20 protein-coding genes are annotated in these 16,735 nt (G+C 31.9%); 10 read left to right on the plus strand and 10 right to left on the minus strand.

From position 1 onward, the window contains the following. The first annotated feature begins 180 nt into the window (after positions 1-180). Positions 181-738 (plus strand): L,D-transpeptidase, encoded by a 558-nt coding sequence (locus ACH0CI_RS25775; protein WP_406902436.1) that lies wholly within the window; start codon positions 181-183, stop codon positions 736-738. 627 nt (positions 739-1,365) lie between these two features. Here ACH0CI_RS25775 and ACH0CI_RS25780 read toward each other — a convergent pair. The 3 genes from ACH0CI_RS25780 to ACH0CI_RS25790 all read right to left on the minus strand — a co-directional run bounded on the left by ACH0CI_RS25780 (position 1,366) and on the right by ACH0CI_RS25790 (position 2,993). Further along, positions 1,366-1,830: a DUF2691 family protein gene (locus tag ACH0CI_RS25780; RefSeq protein ID WP_406902437.1), complete on the minus strand. Its 465-nt coding sequence runs from the start codon at positions 1,828-1,830 to the stop codon at positions 1,366-1,368. Positions 1,831-2,130: 300 nt separating this feature from the next. Further along, positions 2,131-2,394 carry a hypothetical protein gene (locus ACH0CI_RS25785; RefSeq protein ID WP_406902438.1) on the minus strand — a complete coding sequence of 88 codons (264 nt, stop codon included), beginning with the start codon at positions 2,392-2,394 and terminating at the stop codon, positions 2,131-2,133. A gap of 89 nt (positions 2,395-2,483) precedes the next feature. After that, positions 2,484-2,993, minus strand: coding sequence for a DUF3916 domain-containing protein (locus ACH0CI_RS25790; protein ID WP_406902439.1), 510 nt, complete (start codon positions 2,991-2,993; stop codon positions 2,484-2,486). Between the two features lie 716 nt (positions 2,994-3,709). Between ACH0CI_RS25790 and ACH0CI_RS25795 the strand changes: the two genes are divergently transcribed. The 3 genes from ACH0CI_RS25795 to ACH0CI_RS25805 all read left to right on the plus strand — a co-directional run bounded on the left by ACH0CI_RS25795 (position 3,710) and on the right by ACH0CI_RS25805 (position 6,106). Beyond that, entirely contained in the window at positions 3,710-4,276 is a 567-nt protein-coding gene (locus tag ACH0CI_RS25795) for a hypothetical protein (RefSeq protein ID WP_078082560.1), read from the plus strand. A gap of 11 nt (positions 4,277-4,287) precedes the next feature. Beyond that, a complete protein-coding gene (locus tag ACH0CI_RS25800) occupies positions 4,288-5,103 on the plus strand; it encodes a hypothetical protein (protein WP_376188073.1) in 816 nt (271 codons plus the stop codon). 580 nt (positions 5,104-5,683) lie between these two features. After that, a complete protein-coding gene (locus ACH0CI_RS25805; protein WP_205664415.1) occupies positions 5,684-6,106 on the plus strand; it encodes a hypothetical protein in 423 nt (140 codons plus the stop codon). Between the two features lie 106 nt (positions 6,107-6,212). On the opposite strand, the gene ACH0CI_RS25810 is transcribed toward ACH0CI_RS25805, so the two are convergent. Continuing rightward, positions 6,213-6,680 (minus strand): hypothetical protein, encoded by a 468-nt coding sequence (locus ACH0CI_RS25810; protein WP_406902440.1) that lies wholly within the window; start codon positions 6,678-6,680, stop codon positions 6,213-6,215. A gap of 528 nt (positions 6,681-7,208) precedes the next feature. Next, positions 7,209-7,682, minus strand: coding sequence for a hypothetical protein (locus ACH0CI_RS25815; RefSeq protein ID WP_165573098.1), 474 nt, complete (start codon positions 7,680-7,682; stop codon positions 7,209-7,211). 158 nt (positions 7,683-7,840) lie between these two features. Between ACH0CI_RS25815 and ACH0CI_RS25820 the strand changes: the two genes are divergently transcribed. Continuing rightward, on the plus strand, positions 7,841-8,314 hold the full coding sequence (locus ACH0CI_RS25820) for a hypothetical protein (RefSeq protein ID WP_165573040.1): 474 nt from the start codon (positions 7,841-7,843) through the stop codon (positions 8,312-8,314). Between the two features lie 147 nt (positions 8,315-8,461). Continuing rightward, entirely contained in the window at positions 8,462-8,884 is a 423-nt protein-coding gene (locus ACH0CI_RS25825) for a hypothetical protein (protein WP_165573097.1), read from the plus strand. 108 nt (positions 8,885-8,992) lie between these two features. On the opposite strand, the gene ACH0CI_RS25830 is transcribed toward ACH0CI_RS25825, so the two are convergent. The 3 genes from ACH0CI_RS25830 to ACH0CI_RS25840 form a co-directional block, all read right to left on the minus strand. Beyond that, entirely contained in the window at positions 8,993-9,187 is a 195-nt protein-coding gene (locus ACH0CI_RS25830; RefSeq protein ID WP_165573039.1) for a DUF6980 family protein, read from the minus strand. Between the two features lie 176 nt (positions 9,188-9,363). Then, positions 9,364-9,642, minus strand: coding sequence for a DUF2178 domain-containing protein (locus ACH0CI_RS25835; RefSeq protein WP_165573096.1), 279 nt, complete (start codon positions 9,640-9,642; stop codon positions 9,364-9,366). Between the two features lies 1 nt (position 9,643). Next, positions 9,644-9,868 carry a helix-turn-helix transcriptional regulator gene (locus ACH0CI_RS25840; RefSeq protein WP_055992532.1) on the minus strand — a complete coding sequence of 75 codons (225 nt, stop codon included), beginning with the start codon at positions 9,866-9,868 and terminating at the stop codon, positions 9,644-9,646. 303 nt (positions 9,869-10,171) lie between these two features. On the opposite strand from ACH0CI_RS25840, the gene ACH0CI_RS25845 reads away from it, so the two are divergent. From ACH0CI_RS25845 to ACH0CI_RS25855, 3 genes are read left to right on the plus strand one after another with little or no spacing between them, the layout of a single operon-like run. Continuing rightward, positions 10,172-10,552, plus strand: coding sequence for a GntR family transcriptional regulator (locus ACH0CI_RS25845; RefSeq protein WP_165573036.1), 381 nt, complete (start codon positions 10,172-10,174; stop codon positions 10,550-10,552). Between the two features lie 2 nt (positions 10,553-10,554). Continuing rightward, complete coding sequence (locus tag ACH0CI_RS25850) at positions 10,555-11,421, plus strand: ABC transporter ATP-binding protein (RefSeq protein WP_165573095.1); 867 nt, start codon at positions 10,555-10,557, stop codon at positions 11,419-11,421. After that, positions 11,414-12,052, plus strand: coding sequence for an ABC-2 transporter permease (locus tag ACH0CI_RS25855; RefSeq protein WP_165573094.1), 639 nt, complete (start codon positions 11,414-11,416; stop codon positions 12,050-12,052). The genes ACH0CI_RS25850 and ACH0CI_RS25855 overlap by 8 nt, the downstream gene beginning before the upstream one ends. Before the next feature lie 878 nt (positions 12,053-12,930). Here ACH0CI_RS25855 and ACH0CI_RS25860 read toward each other — a convergent pair. Next, positions 12,931-14,481 (minus strand): glycosyltransferase, encoded by a 1,551-nt coding sequence (locus ACH0CI_RS25860; protein ID WP_406902441.1) that lies wholly within the window; start codon positions 14,479-14,481, stop codon positions 12,931-12,933. Further along, the gene (locus ACH0CI_RS25865; protein ID WP_165573093.1) at positions 14,471-15,568 is read right to left on the minus strand and encodes a tetratricopeptide repeat-containing glycosyltransferase family 2 protein; all 1,098 of its coding nucleotides are present in this window, start codon (positions 15,566-15,568) and stop codon (positions 14,471-14,473) included. The genes ACH0CI_RS25860 and ACH0CI_RS25865 overlap by 11 nt, the downstream gene beginning before the upstream one ends. Positions 15,569-15,977: 409 nt before the next feature. On the opposite strand from ACH0CI_RS25865, the gene ACH0CI_RS25870 reads away from it, so the two are divergent. After that, a partial coding sequence (locus ACH0CI_RS25870; protein WP_406902442.1) for an NTTRR-F1 domain occupies positions 15,978-16,735 on the plus strand: 758 nt, incomplete at its 3' end.

A 16,735-nucleotide genomic window follows, 5' to 3' on the forward strand; every position in this document is an offset into this window, starting at 1 on the left:
CGACTGGGCAGTTATACGTAAAACAAAAGTTAATTTCCTCAGAGAGCGTTTCTCTGCATATCAAAGTCGTAGATTAACTAGGTTTTTATTTATAAATAATTGTGACGAAAAAGCATCTTTCTTAATTGGAAGGTGCTTTTTTCTTTTCCTATAAAAATATAAAAAAAGAGGAGAGTTTTTATGAAGAACATTTTTATGAAATCAATGACCGTTCTTACATTATTAATGGTCGCATTATGTGGAGTTAATGAAGGGAAAACAGAAGCAGCAAGTAAGCCAGCGAATCAAGATTTAATCATCATTAACAAGTACTACAACAAGCTTGCGTATTTTCATAATGGCTATATTGAAATCGTTGATCCAGTAGCAACGGGGAAAACATGGGATAAAACGCCTGTTGGCTTTTTTAAAGTCGTGAATAAGATTAAAAATCGTTCCTATTATACAGGACATATTCCTGGGGGCGATCCTCGTAATCCGTTAGGAAAACGTTGGTTAGGATTAAATGCAAACGGTACGTATGGTGATACATACGGCATTCACGGTAACAACAATGAAAGCAGTATTGGAAAATATGTGAGTCAAGGTTGCGTGAGAATGCATAATGCAGATATTGAAAAGCTTTATGATAAAGTTCAAGTTGGTACACCTGTTGCTATCACTTATTCCTATAAGAGTTTTATAGATTTAACGAAAGTCTATGGGTACGAGTTTAAAGGTTACAATATGAAAAATTAATAATGAAGGATGATTTCCTTTAAGGATAAAGGTAATCATCCTTTTACTGTGTAAACTAGGTGTTACATGTATTCGCGATATGATAAAGTAAATATATAAAATCCTTTTTGTTCCATAAATAATGATGAACTACAAAAAAGCTCAAATTATTTTTAAATAAAATAAGAAAAAAGGGCATAAGAAAGGAAATCATCAATGGTACCCATTTCAATAGAAGCTTATGTGAATAAGCATTGTAAGAATAATCCTGGAGAAGAACCAAATCAGTTAAGGGAAAGTCTGAAACAGGCAGTTAAAGATAAGAAAAATGGAGCGATCTGCATCAACTGCGGTCAGGAAATTTGGGCAATTGGTAGTGCATTCTCTTATCAGGGATGTTTTTCGTGTTTAACTGGGGAGGCGGATTCCTCGGAAGACTATGAGATCGACGAGGTGTGTTGGTCATAGATTAAAGAATATCTGTTTGGGCTCTAAATAATAATATGAAAAAATACCCTAAAGGAGTTAATTGAAGAAATGTAGAGTTAACGAAAGTGTATGGCTACAATTTTAAAGGTTATCTTATGGAAGGTAACTAACTAAAAAAAGAGCTCTTGATACACAAGAGCTCTTTCGTTTTACAATTTTTCACCACACAGTTAATCCCGTTCTGGTGTCATTTTTATCAGTAACATATTGAACATCTTTAAATCTATAAGCCTGCGCATTCCTATAAAGTAGTTCGAGATTTTCTTTATCCTTGCAATAAATAGTGGTGTAACAACTATCTACTACTAACAGAACAAGTTCGCAATCACTTTCGATAAACTCTTCATAGGTCGCAATCTCTGAAATCTTTTCTTTTGGATATGCCTTTAAATCAGCAAAAATAATATAATAGACATTGTTTTCTAATAGGTTTTTAAGTTTAGTACCTGGCATTACTTTTTTCCCTTCAGGGAAGAGTTCTTCATCTAATTTATCATTCACCTCTAGATATGATTCTTCATTACTAATTCGCCAAATAAAATCTGTTATATCTATTGGCTTTAGTACATCTCCTAGAAAGGTTCCGCATTCATTGGGAATCTCAAAACTTATTCCTCTCTTCATAAAAACCTCTCCTAATCTTCAACCAAAATACCCTTTCATCGGAAATTACTCGTTTTCAATGCCATTACCTGTGACAACAAGGTGAGGGCTGTTTTCTCTTCGGTTAAAAAATCTCCAGAACTCACTGTATTCATCATCTTCTGAAGTATCCGGGAATACCTCCAATAAATAACCTTGAGATAAAAAGATTTTTAGTCCTCCTACCTCGTCTGGTTCAACCCTTTCTACAGTTACATGTTTTTTTGCATTTTCTATAAAGGATTCAATTCGTTCATCAAATCTATTATTTCCTTGTACATCTCAGTCAAAATCATCGTTTTCCTCATTCCATCCTGTTCTTGAAGAATAGAAATCCCGTGAGCCTACTAATATTTTATTGTCCTTGGTAATACGCCACGAACATTGAATATTTAAAGCGTATTCAGCTAATTCCTCAGTTTTTCCTCTTCTGGTTACTGAAATCATTTCGCCAAACCCAAGCCAAAACAGATTCGACGCTCTTCCAGCGTATCGTAAATTTAAGCCTATTAATTTACCTATTTGGGATCTAATTGCTTCTCTCATATTCTTCTCCTTTTAAACCATAAAGGCTGCCACAGCAACCCTCACCCATCAACTTAAGCACACGTTAGTTGATGAAAGCATTAATATATTTAATCCTTTTCGCCAATAAACCACAATTCGCTTTCGTAGACATCTCCCTCATCAAAATTTTTCACAAGATAACCCCATATGGCCATATCGTCAGGCAGGATCAACTGCCATTCTCTTGATAAATCACGCTCTTTTGGGAGAGGAATCCATTGTTGTTCTTCATTATCTCGATCAAAGAAACCCTCATAATGACTGTCGCCTGAAAACACAATAATTTGAGAAGACCATATGTCGGGTATATCTATTGCAGACATTACACGGATTGTCTCTGTAGATGGTTGTTTCAGATCTATAAGATATTTGGTTCTATCTACTAAAATCTGAAGACAAAGCCTCTTAATGGCATGCGGCGTCTTATTAGAATTAATAAATCCTTGAGAACAAGGTAAATGTAAATGCCAATATCCATGCCAGAATTCACTAGGAAATTCAGTTGTTGCTTCTGTTAAACGTTGTATCAACTTCCTTGTTTTTCTTTTTAAGCCTCTTGTCTTTTTCTCTCTATTCAAAAAATTTCCTCCAAAACTAAATTCTACATTTAATCTTGAGTAATTATATCACAGACTTTTCATCATGGTTTTTACAAAAATAGAACGTCTTCTTGACTGCCCATTAGTAAAGAACAAAAGAGTATCACTAGTAATCCAATCCTTCATTGAGGATATAATACATAATCTGTCCTTAAGACTGTTCAATATAGACAGTCCCAAAAGGTACACCTTTTTAGACAGTAGAAAAATCAATGATATTCAGTCTATTTAATATTGAAAATAAATATTTTTAGACGTCCGAAAATGAATAAATTTTTTTAGAAGATAATCATATCAAAATTCAAAAATTTGAGGAGTTCAATCGATTTGCCATTACAGGTGAGATCACTCCTGAAAACCAAGAATGTGGAAATGACTTAGGTTTAAGTCCTCTAGGGTGCAAAAATTTTATTTAATCAACTTTTGGAACAACAAAAACTAAGTTAGGCTATACAAGAAGGTTATCAAAACCACAGAGCTGATATTCGAATCTGTGTTTTGATAACCTTTTATTTTGAATTATTAGAATTAGTACTAATATTCTTTTTACACTCTATTGGTATTGTTAAATTCGCAACTTTATATAAATAGGGAATAAATGAAATTACTTTTAATCATTAGTAAAAAATTAACAAAATTACATAAATATATTAATATTATAAATGTATGGTAATTAAATAGAAGGGATGATTTGTATGAAAAAATTTTTAAAGTTTGTTTTCTTAGCGTTTGCCCTTGTGTTAGTAGTACCACAAGCTAGTTTTGCTGAAGAAGGTGTAGAAGGAGAACTACCTGAAGATGAAGAGAATATAGAATTAGGGGAAAGTATTAGGGTTGAAGGTGAATTGTCTGATCCACAGATGGAAGCGATGGCAGCACATAGAAGTGTTACTGTTATTTCTGGTCCCAAAAAAATAAATAAAAGAGTAAAGTACTTAACAGAGTCTTGGGCTAAGGCAAGTTCTTATACTTGGTCTAAAAGCATTTCATCTAGTTCAACTATTTCCTCCAGTGTAGGGATTAGTGCGGGTGCCATCTCGAGTTCACTAGGTATATCTAATAGTATAACAACTTCTTTTAACGTAGGGATGACCCTTCCAGCTTCCAAAAGTAAATACAGTAAACTTGCTTTTTATGGTGACTATAATCAAAGATATGTAAGAGTTAGACTATACAATACTCAGGGGCTATTGTATTCTGATAAAAAGACGTATCATGATGCACCACGAAAAGATACGTACTTACAAGTTGTTTACAAATAATTGGTGAAAGGATGCTTGCTATTAATAAAAAATATTTAGTTATTGGTTTGTGTGTAGCAGTATTTATGTTTTCAATTTTTCTTTTTTTAAATGAGAATAAGAAAGAGCAAGCAAGTGGAAAGGAAGCCCCTAAACTTAAGTTTGCTAATAATTTTATTAGCTATGTTGTAGATGATAATGAAGAAGTGTCATTTAATATTTTTGCTGCAGAGAATGTAAAAACGCACACTTCAAATTTAGAAAATTCAGTTGATTACATCGAATTAAACAATCCTAATATAGAAGTTATGAATTTTAAAGTCAATACTGGCTTCAATCAGGATAATTATGAACTAGTTAACTTTGTAATTGATGTAACATCAACCACTACAAATATTGAGCAAGCAAAAGAAATGATTATTCATTTTAAGGATGGAAGCAAGAAATCATATAATTTTGGACAAATAAATATTCAACAAAAGAAAAACCCATCTCAACATTTGGACGTCTCGGGGAGATATACTATAGGTTACCCATCTCTAGAGTTGAATGCAGGAGTTGAAAATAAAACTAATAGTACGATTTTACCAATAGAAGTATATGACCTTACAAAAACAATCTCACACAAATTCAATAACGACCTACAACTTCAGCCACAGAAGCAAAGTGCAATAGTGGTTAACGACTTTTATTTAAAAAATAAAAAAGAATATGATTTTATAACTATGACACCTATTGTTTCTTATAAAATTAATAATAATCAATACACGTATCATATGCCTGGAGTAATTTATGGAGCATTGGATTCTGATCAAGAAAAACTAAATAAAATTATTAAAGATAATTAGAAATTAGATAGTCACAATTGATATGCCTAAGTTATGATGTGTAAACGAATAAAATAATAAAAAGGACAGGTTTATTTTAAAACCTGTCCTTTTTATTTAAGTAACTACGTTCTTAACCAGATTGCTTTTGTACCCCGTCATTGGGTACCTCAAGTAGTTCGTAATTTTAGTGATGTAGATCTATGTGAACCTTTTCTAACTAAGTATACAAGTCATATAGTTTTACGATATGAAACATATGGCTGGATATATAATGCATCTCTATATAAATTTAATTTAGTGTAATTAATAGAAGTAATAGTTAACGTATTTTATTAAAAATAGCGTTACCTATTACCTACCTTGTAGAAAAACACACAATTTGTCGTCAGGTAGAGTAAAGGATAAAACTTATATTATTTAATAAATATTTTTATATTTACTCATAAGACTGAGTTGATTTTATAAAGGTTAAGCAGAAAAAAAGAGTTTAATATGTAACCAGTACATAAAATTAAAACAAAAAAACTATGATATAATTACCCAGGATTAAACATAAGATCTTGGAACCGCAGGAAGTAATAATGAGGAGTTAATGAAAATGAGTATGGCAACCTACATTGGTTTAAATTTTGCAGTAAAACTTAATGAATATTATACGGAAGATGAGGTTGAAATTGACTATGTTTTCTCAGATGAAGAAAATCGTAAGGTAGTTCAGCAGAAGTATTTTACTACACCGTATCTTTATGAGATTGCTGAAAAAGGGCATCCAATTTGGGAAATGAACAAATATCATAAGATTCATTCTCCACATAACTACGAAAAATCAAAAAAAACTTTCCTCTATTTATGTGACCTTCTAAAAAAGTTACTTCCAAAAGGTGATTATTGCGAAGTCTATATATGCTGGCTGGGAGAAGAAGAGGAAGAGCTTGAGAATAATTTGAAAATTGATTTAAACAATCTACAAATAGATACTATAGAAATTTATGAGAAATGTTTCATCAGAATAGAAAACTAGGGGACTATTATCATTTATTCGCCCTTTGAAATATCATAAAAAAATAGAGCCCTAAAAGTGTTCAACACTCTCAGGGTTCTATTTCTTATACCTGTTATGTATGTAACTAATGTTTCTGTTGACTTTGACTAGACAGATATTCAGATACATCATTTGGAACTTTAAGCTTTAAATTAAGATTTTTAATTTCAACGTCAATATAAGGAATACCTTTGTAAGTAATAATTGTAGCAACTTGTTTAAGTTCTTTTTTACCCTTATTTGATGTCTCTCCCAATTTAGCAGTTCCTTCTTGATACATTTTATAGACATTCTCTTTCTTAGCATCGGCAGGGATCTCTGCAACATTCCATTTATCCACTTTTATTTTATTGATAAATGTATTTATATCTTGCTGCTTATCAATAGTATTTAATACTACGTCTGGATGATTTACAGATGATACTTCTACTTTTTTAGCTTGGTCAAACCCTAAGTTTACGTCTTCCTTCATATCTTTTTCCTTTGAGCTACAACCAAACAAGAGTATAGATATACTCAAGGCTGCTATGACCCCAATATAAACTTTTTTCATAAATATCCTCCATGTAATATCCATTAATTTACATAGAAAATTTTAACACTAATTCTTTACTATTACTATACATCTAGAGACGTAGATTGCTATAAATCTCCTGTACAGATTTAGTTACCATAAAACGTATTATCGGTATAAAGATTATGTTTATAGTAAAAGAAAATAGGGCCTTGATTATCAAGGCTCTATTTATCATCACGTACTTCCTTTAAATAAATATATACTGTAGACTAACAACAAAATTACTAAAGATAAGGATATCCAATAAATACTCATTAGACTATTTGGAAAATAGGTAATAGCTCCATATAAAAGAAAAGCAGCTATCAGAAAAAAACAAATGAAGCGACCTAAATAACGTATAGAAAAACGAACAACCTCTCTCACTTGATTTCCTCCTCCAAACAACATTAACTATATTTTACCAAATAACCTTACGGAAGATTACATGCAATACAAATTTAGATTTATATAATGTGCCTTATCGGAAACAATTTTTTAGTAAAGGTAACTTATTTCATAAGATCAATCCCAAAAGTTGAAAATAACTTCTCCAACCGTCTTTGGTTTCCAATAAAAGATTTGCTCTAACTCACTACTGTTCAGCTTGTTTTTATTTTCCAAGCTTAGCTTTCCTTTGCTTTTTCTTATATTTAAAGGTTCGCTAAGTTCCTCTTTACTTAAAACTTTATAGAATGGCATAAAATCCTTTGATAAGGCAGGATCATCTATAAAATTAATGTGTTGAAATTCAACAGTAGAAGCAAGAGCCAGAAACGGATAATATGCATTAAGTAACACATAGAGCTCTTGGTTAGAAATATCCACTTTTACCTTTAAAAAATTGGTTGCTAAATTTGGTTCATCAATTTTTAATATTCTTCCTTGCATTTTTCTAACCAAATTGAAGCATATATTCTTAAAATGGTTCTCCTCTATTTCATTCGAGTTATTATCTGTTGAATTATAAAAACCAGTTATTCCATTAGGAAGATTCATTAAGTGAATAACTCCTTTCTAAATGCCGAGATACGTGTATTCCATATGTATAAGGCATTTATTTCTAGTACCATAATCAGCATTATTGGTAAAAAACACTTTCCTAAATATGTATTTATAGTATGATACTTGTATATTACCGTTTAGGAAGTGATTTTTTGTTTATTGCAATAATTTTAGCTATCATGTTATCTTTTCTTTCAATTTTAAATGCCAATAAGCTCATTGGTTTAAAAGGGCAATTGTCAGTAAAAAGTTTATCCATTCAAACCGTCATTCTTATCGTAACACCTATAGTTGCTCTGATTATTCTTTCAATCGTAATAATTAACTTTCACTCTTTATACCAAGAAAGAATTCCTCATGCATTGCTTGTTTTGAGTATGTGGATGTTAATGACCAATTCCATGTTCATCTATAGAAACATTAAAGATAAGAACATAAATTTAATTACAACAATTGTATTGGGTCTTGGGAGTTTTTTAGCAACTATCTATCTTACTCCTTTAGATCGCTACGATAAACTATTTAATAGCCATTATTACGTCGTTCCATTAGCTATTAGCCTAATCTCCATAGCCATTACATATATAAATTTAATCAGAATTAGAAAAGTATGTTTGTCAATATAAATAAACTAATTACTAAAAAACAAATGTATACATCATCATATACTTTCAGTTACCCTAATCAGCGTTATCGGTGGTAAATAAAAATAGAGTGTTTATTTACTTAAAATACTAATATAAATTAACAAACTTAACAGGAGATTAATTTATATGATTAAAAAAATTATATCAACATTTGTTGCAACTTTATGTGGTAGCTTAATGTTTGAAGCAAGGTCCTTCGATCCTCAATATGAACAAATAACCTTTAATAATGTTATAGGGAGTTTAGTATTTGGACTGATATATATATCACCAATTGTTATAGTATTTGGAATTCCTTCCTCAATCATGATTGATACCATAATACGAAACCTAAAAACTAAGTATAGACATGTGATTGAAATATCACTGTACGTTGTTTTTGGAGCAATAAGTACAGAAATCATTTTATTAATACTTGCTTTAGGTGATGGCATAAGTACCTTTCTAGAATTTGGCTCGTTCTTTATTCTTGCCTTAAGTTGCTCTGTACCGTTTGGATTGAGCTCAATTCTATTAGGCTATAGGCTTAATAAGAGTCCCTCTAAGTAAAAAACATAAATATAATATAAAGGGTTAGTTACCATAATACAGCTTATCGGAAATAAAAAGCTTATAAGAAGAATTCTTCTTATAAGCTTTTTAAAATCAGGGTATCTTTTATAACTTTTTACCACACCATGGGCAAAATAGTATCCCAATAACTGACGTCCCACCATCATGAATAATAAGTCCATATTCACTATCTCTTTTATCAAATAAAATGAGTTTATCCGGACATTCAAACGGATCTTGATGAATATCACAGTTGAAATTAGCATGATATTTCATATCCTCACAGCAATGCTTATACATTCAGTTTCTCCTTAACCCTATAATAATGCTACTTGGATGATTATATCATTAATTTATTACTAAATATGTTCAATCTGAAAATGACTATTATGTACAAAGAAAGTTAACATAATCACCATTACAAGCACCTATAAGAAAGGCCATCCAATAAATTAGATGACCTTTCTTATTACATATTAAATTCTTTTTTTATAATACATAATAGACAATGCATTTGTAATGATAACTAAACTGAAGCATAAGCTAAGAGCATTTTGAAATTGGGCATTGGTAAATGGACTAAATAAATTGGAGATAGTAATCACCGTAAACCCTATAATAAAGATCATTAATACAACTGAACTGGCTTTTCCTTGTATTTGTGCTCCTCTTTCGTCTTTCGCTTCTTTATTAAGAAACGTAGCCCAATAAAAACCACCAATTAAAGCAAGAGTTACTGCAATTGTCATCATCATTTTATTCTCCCTCCGCAAATTCATAATCAAAGACTTCGTAAATGTTCTTACTAAATTGTTTAGCAATTTCAAATGCAAGTATTAGAGATGGATTATATTTATTGGATTCCAGTGAAGCAATGGTTTGTCTAGAAACACCAACACGATCTGCTAATTCTTGTTGTGACCATCTCATTTCAGCCCTTAATACTGGAATTCGATTGGTTAATGCTCCTTTTCGTTGCATCTCAACACCTCAATTTCCTTTTTGTTACATCTAATGTAATATATTTTGTTCTTTTTGTAAACTATTTATTACAAAATGACAAAAAAAGTTTACTTTAGTTTTGAAAATACGCATAGGATATATAACCTCAAATAACATTATTACAATTATCGACATAAAAAAGCCTTATAAATTAAGAGACATTTATTATTAATAAGTAAAAATGTAAAATTTTATCATGGTAATTATTGAAAATAATTTTAAATATGTGTATATTGTATATATAGTATATATACAATATTTGTTTTGTTAAGGGAGTTTTGCATGCAAATTATTATTTCGAATAACTCAAAACAGCCTATTTATGAACAGATCTCTAAACAAATTAAACAATTTATTTTGAAAGGGATTTTACAAGAAGGAACCTCATTACCTTCGATAAGATTACTTGCAAAAGATCTGCAAGTCAGTGTAATTACCACCAAAAGAGCTTATGAGGAACTGGAAAGGGAAGGGTTTATTTACTCTCTAGTTGGAAAGGGTTCTTTTGTATCTGCACAAAATGAAACGTTGCTTAAAGAGCGACAACATAGAGTTGTAGAGGAAAAGCTTTTAGAAGTAATTGAAATTTGCAAGGATTTAAATGTATCAAAAGATGAACTAAATAAAATGGTTGCAATACTTTATAAGGTGGATGATGAATAATTATGGAAAATGCAATTGAAATCAAAAGTGTTTCAAAAAAATATAAAGATTTTCATATCGAAGATTTATCATTTTCAGTAAAGAAAGGCTTTGTAACAGGATTTATTGGAGCTAATGGAGCTGGTAAATCAACAACTATTAAACTAATTATGAATTTAATAAAAAAAGAAAAAGGGAACATAAATATCTTCGGCTTAGACAATCAACAGTATGAGAGAGACATTAAAGATCGTATTGGTTTTGTGTTTGATGATAATGTATTTTATGAAGAATTATCTATTAAGGAAATGAAGAATTTAGTCGCTCCAACATATACACATTGGGATGAGGAGCTGTTCAAGAGTTATTTAGAAAAGTTTGAACTTCCAACTCGATTAAAAATAAAGAAGATGTCAAAGGGCATGAAAATGAAAACGTCATTAGCTTTTGCACTTTCTCACCATGCAGATCTCATTATAATGGACGAGCCTACATCTGGATTAGACCCTGTATTTCGTCGTGAGATACTAGAAATTCTTTATGATCTTATGCAGGATGAAACTAAAACGGTATTCTTCTCAACTCATATTACAACTGACTTGGATAAAATAGCTGATTATATTGTCTTTATTCAGAATGGGACTCTTATTTTTCACAAAGAATACCATGCGATTGCAGAAGAGTATGGCATTGTAAAAGGAAGCAATGATTTATTGGATCAAAGATCACCGAAAGAATTTGTCTCTATTCGAAAGACAAGTATGGGGTTTGAAGCACTTAGCAAGAATATTAAAGAGACGGAAAGCCTATATGGAGATAAAGTCGTTATTGAAAAGCCTTCACTTGAAGATATTATGTACTTTACTAAAAGGGGGAAAGCACATGTATAATTTAATTAGAAAAGACTTCATTCTACAGAAATATCTCATGTTATTTTACCTTTTTATCGCTATATTCTATACAATGACTGACATGAGCATGGGGTTAATAATTACAGTACTGTCGGTCTTTTTTACTATCAATAGTCATTATTATGATGAAAAAGGAAAAAATAATGTATTAATAAATAGTTTACCCTTTTCTAGGAAACAAATTATTGCTTCTAAATATATTGGAGTCCTGATATTTTTATTTATTACCACCCTTATAATCTGGTTAATTCGGTTCATCTGTCAAGATATTGTTTCAAACAGTATGACGGGAGGCAGTATAACTGAATTATTAACAAGTTACGCAATTGCAATCCTTTTTGTATCTTTTTATTTTCCTTTCTTTTATAGGTTTCCAAATAGAATCTTATTATCTAGTTTCTCAATTTTGGTCATTATGATGGTTGCTTTAGGAAAAACAATAGTTAATAGATTTGGCAATGTAATGAGTGATTTTATTAATGGCATACAAACATTTTTTTCTCAATTTTCAACAACAGGACTATATATTTCAGCTTTTGTTATAACCATTTTAATTTTTTCTAGTTCATGGTTTTTGACTCTTAAAATCTATGAGAATAAAGATTTTTAACATTTACATGAATTCTATGTTTTACATTATTGGTTATTGAATAAGCTCATACCTATTACAGTATGGAGTTCAAAATACTTTGCATAGGCTGTTTAATTCTAGTTACCATAATCCATATTTTAGGAAACAAATAAAGACAGCAGCCAATATAGAATTAGCTGCTGTCTTTATTTGTAGGTTTAGTTTTCATAAAAATCCCTGCTAATCCAATGAAAATAGCAGATACAAGTAATGCAGTTACTCCCTGCTTTAAAATAAAGCTAAAGACCATTACAGAAAGTAAGCTTAACAAAAACATTGATTTGACTAACATATTTCTCTTATTCATTTATAATCATCTCAATTCTGTCTACGGATAACATATAAAATTATTGTCGTTGCTCTCTTTGTCCAACAATCCAAGCTAAAACTAAAATAGAAGCTGTTACTACTAAAGCTGTAAACATAACTATATTCACCTCTTATTCCTTATAATTACATTTTAGCACACTATAAAGAGAGAAAAAGCAATGCATACGATATACATAGCTAGTTTACATAAACACTCTTAACGGAACACATCAAAAAAAGAACCCCTTGGCGCACAAGGGGTTTGAGAAAGGATTGATTACAAATATATGCAGCTTTTTATACATCCTTGACGCGTAAGGGTTCTATGCAAGGGAGTAACCCAAACGAATGAATAAAAAGCGCACCTTTTATTCATATGCTAGTCCTTTAAAATATATTATTCTTGTTGAAAATATGTTATTATGTGTCTGCACATGCATTTTATAGTAAAAAGCCACCTGTCCTGCAAATACTGGGTGGCTTTTTATTTTGTTAATGAGGTTAGATAGTAGAGCGCATCTAAAAGCTTCTCAAAGAAGTGATTATCTTTACTCTTCCCATTTTATTAGGTTAGGCTTTTTATCTAATATAGATTCGTATTGCTTCTTTATTCCATATCGAGCATGGGGGTCAAGGGTTAAATATCTTTTGTATTTTTCTAAACGATACTCTAGTTTTGACCACCCATAATGTTTAACTCTCAAATTGGAGATACTATTCGGTAATTGAAATATATTGTTAGGGAATCTCCCACAGTGCTGAGGAGTTTCTTTCCAGGTGTAGGAAAAATCATTTCGATATCTAACAAGAAACGGTCGATAGGAAAAGTGAGATTGCCAATAGTCATCCTCACGGTAGTGGGTATCATTCCAAAAGTCATAAAGTCTAAAAGAATAAAGATCATAGTCCTCTTGAATAAGGAGCTGCTTTATATCCTGACCAAATTTGTCCTCAAACATCTCATCCGCATCTACATTTAAAATCCAATTAGGTTCTGTATTGACTGTTTCCTCCCACTGTTGTTTACGAAGCTCTACTTCATTAGAAAATTTTGAGACTTCATTCCGTATAATTTTGTAAGGTATTGTTTGTAAAAGCTCTTTACAGACTTCAACCGAATTGTCAGTACTACTATCGTCAATGATTACAGCACTGTCAATGTAAGGAAGGTGACTCTTCAAAACTTCTCTTAAAAAACGATTCTCTTCATTTTTAATTACCATAGAAAGAGTAAGTTTTGGGTTTGTAGAAGTAGATACATTAATATTTGAATTAGAAGTCTTCTGCCTAATCATTATTTTTTTAAGGAATTCTTGGCCCCCTTTTATATTTGTATCCCGATAAACATGATAGGCAGGGTAATGGGTATCTACATACAAGGAAAGATCCATCGCAGCCGCACGTATGCAAAAATGACGGTCTTCTCCCCAAAATGTTAAATTAGGTATTTTATTAAAGTTGACTCCTTTTTGAAGGGCATTCTGTGAAATGAGAGTACAAGCACCAAGTCCTCCTACTTCATAAACCCCAGGGGTCCTCATTTTAGCTATAAATTCCTGGTAACGAACTTTTATTTGTTCAGTAGATAAATTTTCCCCTGGTTGTTTGTGATATTGGATATATTCATCATAAAGCCAAACTTGGGGTTGCTCTACCGTCTCTGGCTGCCACCTTGTCCAAAAGATCTCAGAAATAATCTCTTTTTTTTGCTGAATTAGATGAGAAAGAGTTTCTGGAAACAATAAAAGATCAGAATCCACCAAAAATAAATAATCGTAGTTTTTTTTCTTAGCATATTGAATGAAAGAGTTCTTAAAACCAGCTACTTTCCAAACAAGATGTTCATTCCAATAGTGAGTTTGATTACTTCGAGAATAAATATCTTGATAGTCTGATTTTTCGACAATTACTGATTGAATACACTTTTGAAATTGTATAAGAAGGCAACTAGAATCGCCATTTTCATTATCATCTATGAAATAGAAATCTACTATCATATCCTCTTTTTTGAGGTGTTTTAACGATTCTAAGAATAATGTTAAAATTTCTGGCTTTTGATGAACAGGACTCGCGATTAGTACCCTTTGTTTATGCTTCACTTCCTACACCATCTTCTATTGGTAGTTTTGTTTTTAAATATTCCTTATTATGCAGGTATTTGGGATCATTAGGTCTGTAAGTACCTGCTAATTCATTATGGTAATTTGCCTTTTCATAATCCCCTAACGCATCATAACAAACGCAAAGCTGGAGATGTGGAATCCATGTAGAGAAAAATGGGGTTTGAATTCCACAATTATCTTGTGAAACCTCTGTTTGTATTGCTAGATCATACCAGAAAATAGCAGAATGATAATCATTTTTTTCAATAAAATAATAAGCTAGTCTACAACAAATTTCAGGTCTAGGAGCCGTATAAATAAAGGAACGCAGTAAAGATTTAATCACTTTTTCTTTGTCAAAAATCTCATGATAACAATCAGCTAAATTTCTACATGCTGCAATATTATCTTCAACCCATCCTTCTTCCGTTGAAAGAAATTTTTCATAAAACTCAATTGCTCTTTTAAATTGTCGATGATCTTTTAATTCATTTGCAAAATAATATAAATCTCTCGGAGAGAAATCTTCACCAGTACGTAGCTTTTTCTCATAGATTTTTAAATTACGATCAGAGTCGTGGTGAATACTTTTATGGGTTACAGAAACCTCACTGTTCATAATATTTCCCCATACTTCAAGGTATTCGTGGACAGCCCCAATCCAACGGAAGCCATTCCTTCTTTTTACTAATCGGTTTCTCCTTAAACTTGACGTAACGTTACCATATTCATCCGTATCTAAAATATATTTCATCGTTACTGAGTCGACAGAGGATTCTAGGTTCAGTTTTAGTGCCAGCAATTTCTGTTGATCTTCCTCTAGAAAAACATCATCCGCATCTAACCATAAAATATAATCCTTTGTAGCCTTCTCAAACGCGTAGTTACGGGCCTTTGAAAAGTCATGAACCCATTCAAAATCATAAATTCGATCCGTATATTTACTCGCAATTTTTTTTGTTTGGTCATTCGAACCTGTATCAATGATATTTATTTCATCCACTAATTGGTAAATACTCTCCAAGCATCGTCCAATCGAATCTTCTTCATTTTTTACAATCATACATAAACTAATAGAAACCATAACTTGTCCCTCCTATAAAGTTTTAATACTGGTGTGGTTATCATCTATTTTTATGAATAGAAAAACTGGACACCTTGTTATAAAGCAATATGAACTTTATCCAACCAGGGGCTAGAGTATTTGTATATGTGGAGTAAAGAGTGAAAAATTTTTAAATTATTATTTTCTCATAGCTCATTTTATGTATGTTTTACTAAGATATTAACCTTAAATTCCGTTATTGGAATGGTTGGTGTAAAAGGTTGTTTTTGTATATTTACAATAATTCTATTGAAATACTTGTAAAACATTTTGCACTTTAGTCATATGTATATCCTTGTAAGGCACTTTTATAAGTAGAAAGTATCATAGAACGAAAATGCATGAATTTCTGAAAAGTCATTTAAGGAAGTGGGGGAAAAGTAATTGAATGTCTATTCAAAACTTAATCATTAATGGGGGATTTGAAACAGGATCGCTCGCACCGTGGATAACTGCTAATGCAGTAATTACCAGTGAATATTCGCATTCAGGATTTTATTCAGCGAGATTACAAGGAGGGGCAACCTTCTCTTATATTTCGCAATTTGTTCCGATTGAACCAGGGGAGAACCTGGAGATTTTGGCTTCTCTAGCCACTGTAGGACAAGCATCAGCCATTTCAATTACTATACAAGCGTTTTACTATGACAGCCAGCTTAATTTGCTTGAAAATGGGCTTCTTACCACAGTCCCAGGCAATCAAATTCCTAATGTAGAAAATCATACGTGGCTAGAAATCTATCAAACTACGACCGCAGCTCCACCGGGTTCCACGCAGGCATTTATTGTCATCAATACTCTTCCACAAGTGGAAACTTCAGATATTTTAGTAGATGATGTCGCTGTGTTAGCTATAAATAATAATGGGGTGACTGGTCCTACTGGGGCTACCGGAATCACTGGAGCCACCGGGGTTACTGGAGCTACTGGGCCTACCGGGGCGACTGGAATCACTGGGGCTACTGGGCCTACCGGGGCGACCGGAGAAACTGGAATCACTGGGGCTACCGGAGTCACCGGAGTCACTGGAGAAACTGGAGTTACTGGAGCGACTGGAGTTACTGGAGCGACTGGAGTTACTGGAGTTACTGGAGTTACTGGAGCGACTGGAGCGACTGGAGTTACTGGAGCGACTGGAGTTACTGG

This window comes from Priestia sp. 179-F W1.4 NHS (genome assembly GCF_045369295.1).
Taxonomy (GTDB): Bacteria; Bacillota; Bacilli; order Bacillales; family Bacillaceae_H; genus Priestia; species Priestia zanthoxyli.

Coding starts and splice junctions, on each gene's coding strand:
- ACH0CI_RS25775 (WP_406902436.1), top strand. CDS start 181: ATGAAGAACATTTTTATGAAATCAATGACCGTTCTTACATTATTAATG.
- ACH0CI_RS25785 (WP_406902438.1), bottom strand. CDS start 2,394: ATGAGAGAAGCAATTAGATCCCAAATAGGTAAATTAATAGGCTTAAAT.
- ACH0CI_RS25850 (WP_165573095.1), top strand. CDS start 10,555: ATGGAAAATGCAATTGAAATCAAAAGTGTTTCAAAAAAATATAAAGAT.
- ACH0CI_RS25855 (WP_165573094.1), top strand. CDS start 11,414: ATGTATAATTTAATTAGAAAAGACTTCATTCTACAGAAATATCTCATG.
- ACH0CI_RS25840 (WP_055992532.1), bottom strand. CDS start 9,868: ATGCAACGAAAAGGAGCATTAACCAATCGAATTCCAGTATTAAGGGCT.
- ACH0CI_RS25795 (WP_078082560.1), top strand. CDS start 3,710: ATGAAAAAATTTTTAAAGTTTGTTTTCTTAGCGTTTGCCCTTGTGTTA.
- ACH0CI_RS25845 (WP_165573036.1), top strand. CDS start 10,172: ATGCAAATTATTATTTCGAATAACTCAAAACAGCCTATTTATGAACAG.
- ACH0CI_RS25835 (WP_165573096.1), bottom strand. CDS start 9,642: ATGATGATGACAATTGCAGTAACTCTTGCTTTAATTGGTGGTTTTTAT.
- ACH0CI_RS25815 (WP_165573098.1), bottom strand. CDS start 7,682: ATGAATCTTCCTAATGGAATAACTGGTTTTTATAATTCAACAGATAAT.
- ACH0CI_RS25800 (WP_376188073.1), top strand. CDS start 4,288: ATGCTTGCTATTAATAAAAAATATTTAGTTATTGGTTTGTGTGTAGCA.
- ACH0CI_RS25805 (WP_205664415.1), top strand. CDS start 5,684: ATGAGTATGGCAACCTACATTGGTTTAAATTTTGCAGTAAAACTTAAT.
- ACH0CI_RS25810 (WP_406902440.1), bottom strand. CDS start 6,680: ATGAAAAAAGTTTATATTGGGGTCATAGCAGCCTTGAGTATATCTATA.
- ACH0CI_RS25825 (WP_165573097.1), top strand. CDS start 8,462: ATGATTAAAAAAATTATATCAACATTTGTTGCAACTTTATGTGGTAGC.
- ACH0CI_RS25865 (WP_165573093.1), bottom strand. CDS start 15,568: ATGGTTTCTATTAGTTTATGTATGATTGTAAAAAATGAAGAAGATTCG.
- ACH0CI_RS25830 (WP_165573039.1), bottom strand. CDS start 9,187: ATGTATAAGCATTGCTGTGAGGATATGAAATATCATGCTAATTTCAAC.
- ACH0CI_RS25780 (WP_406902437.1), bottom strand. CDS start 1,830: ATGAAGAGAGGAATAAGTTTTGAGATTCCCAATGAATGCGGAACCTTT.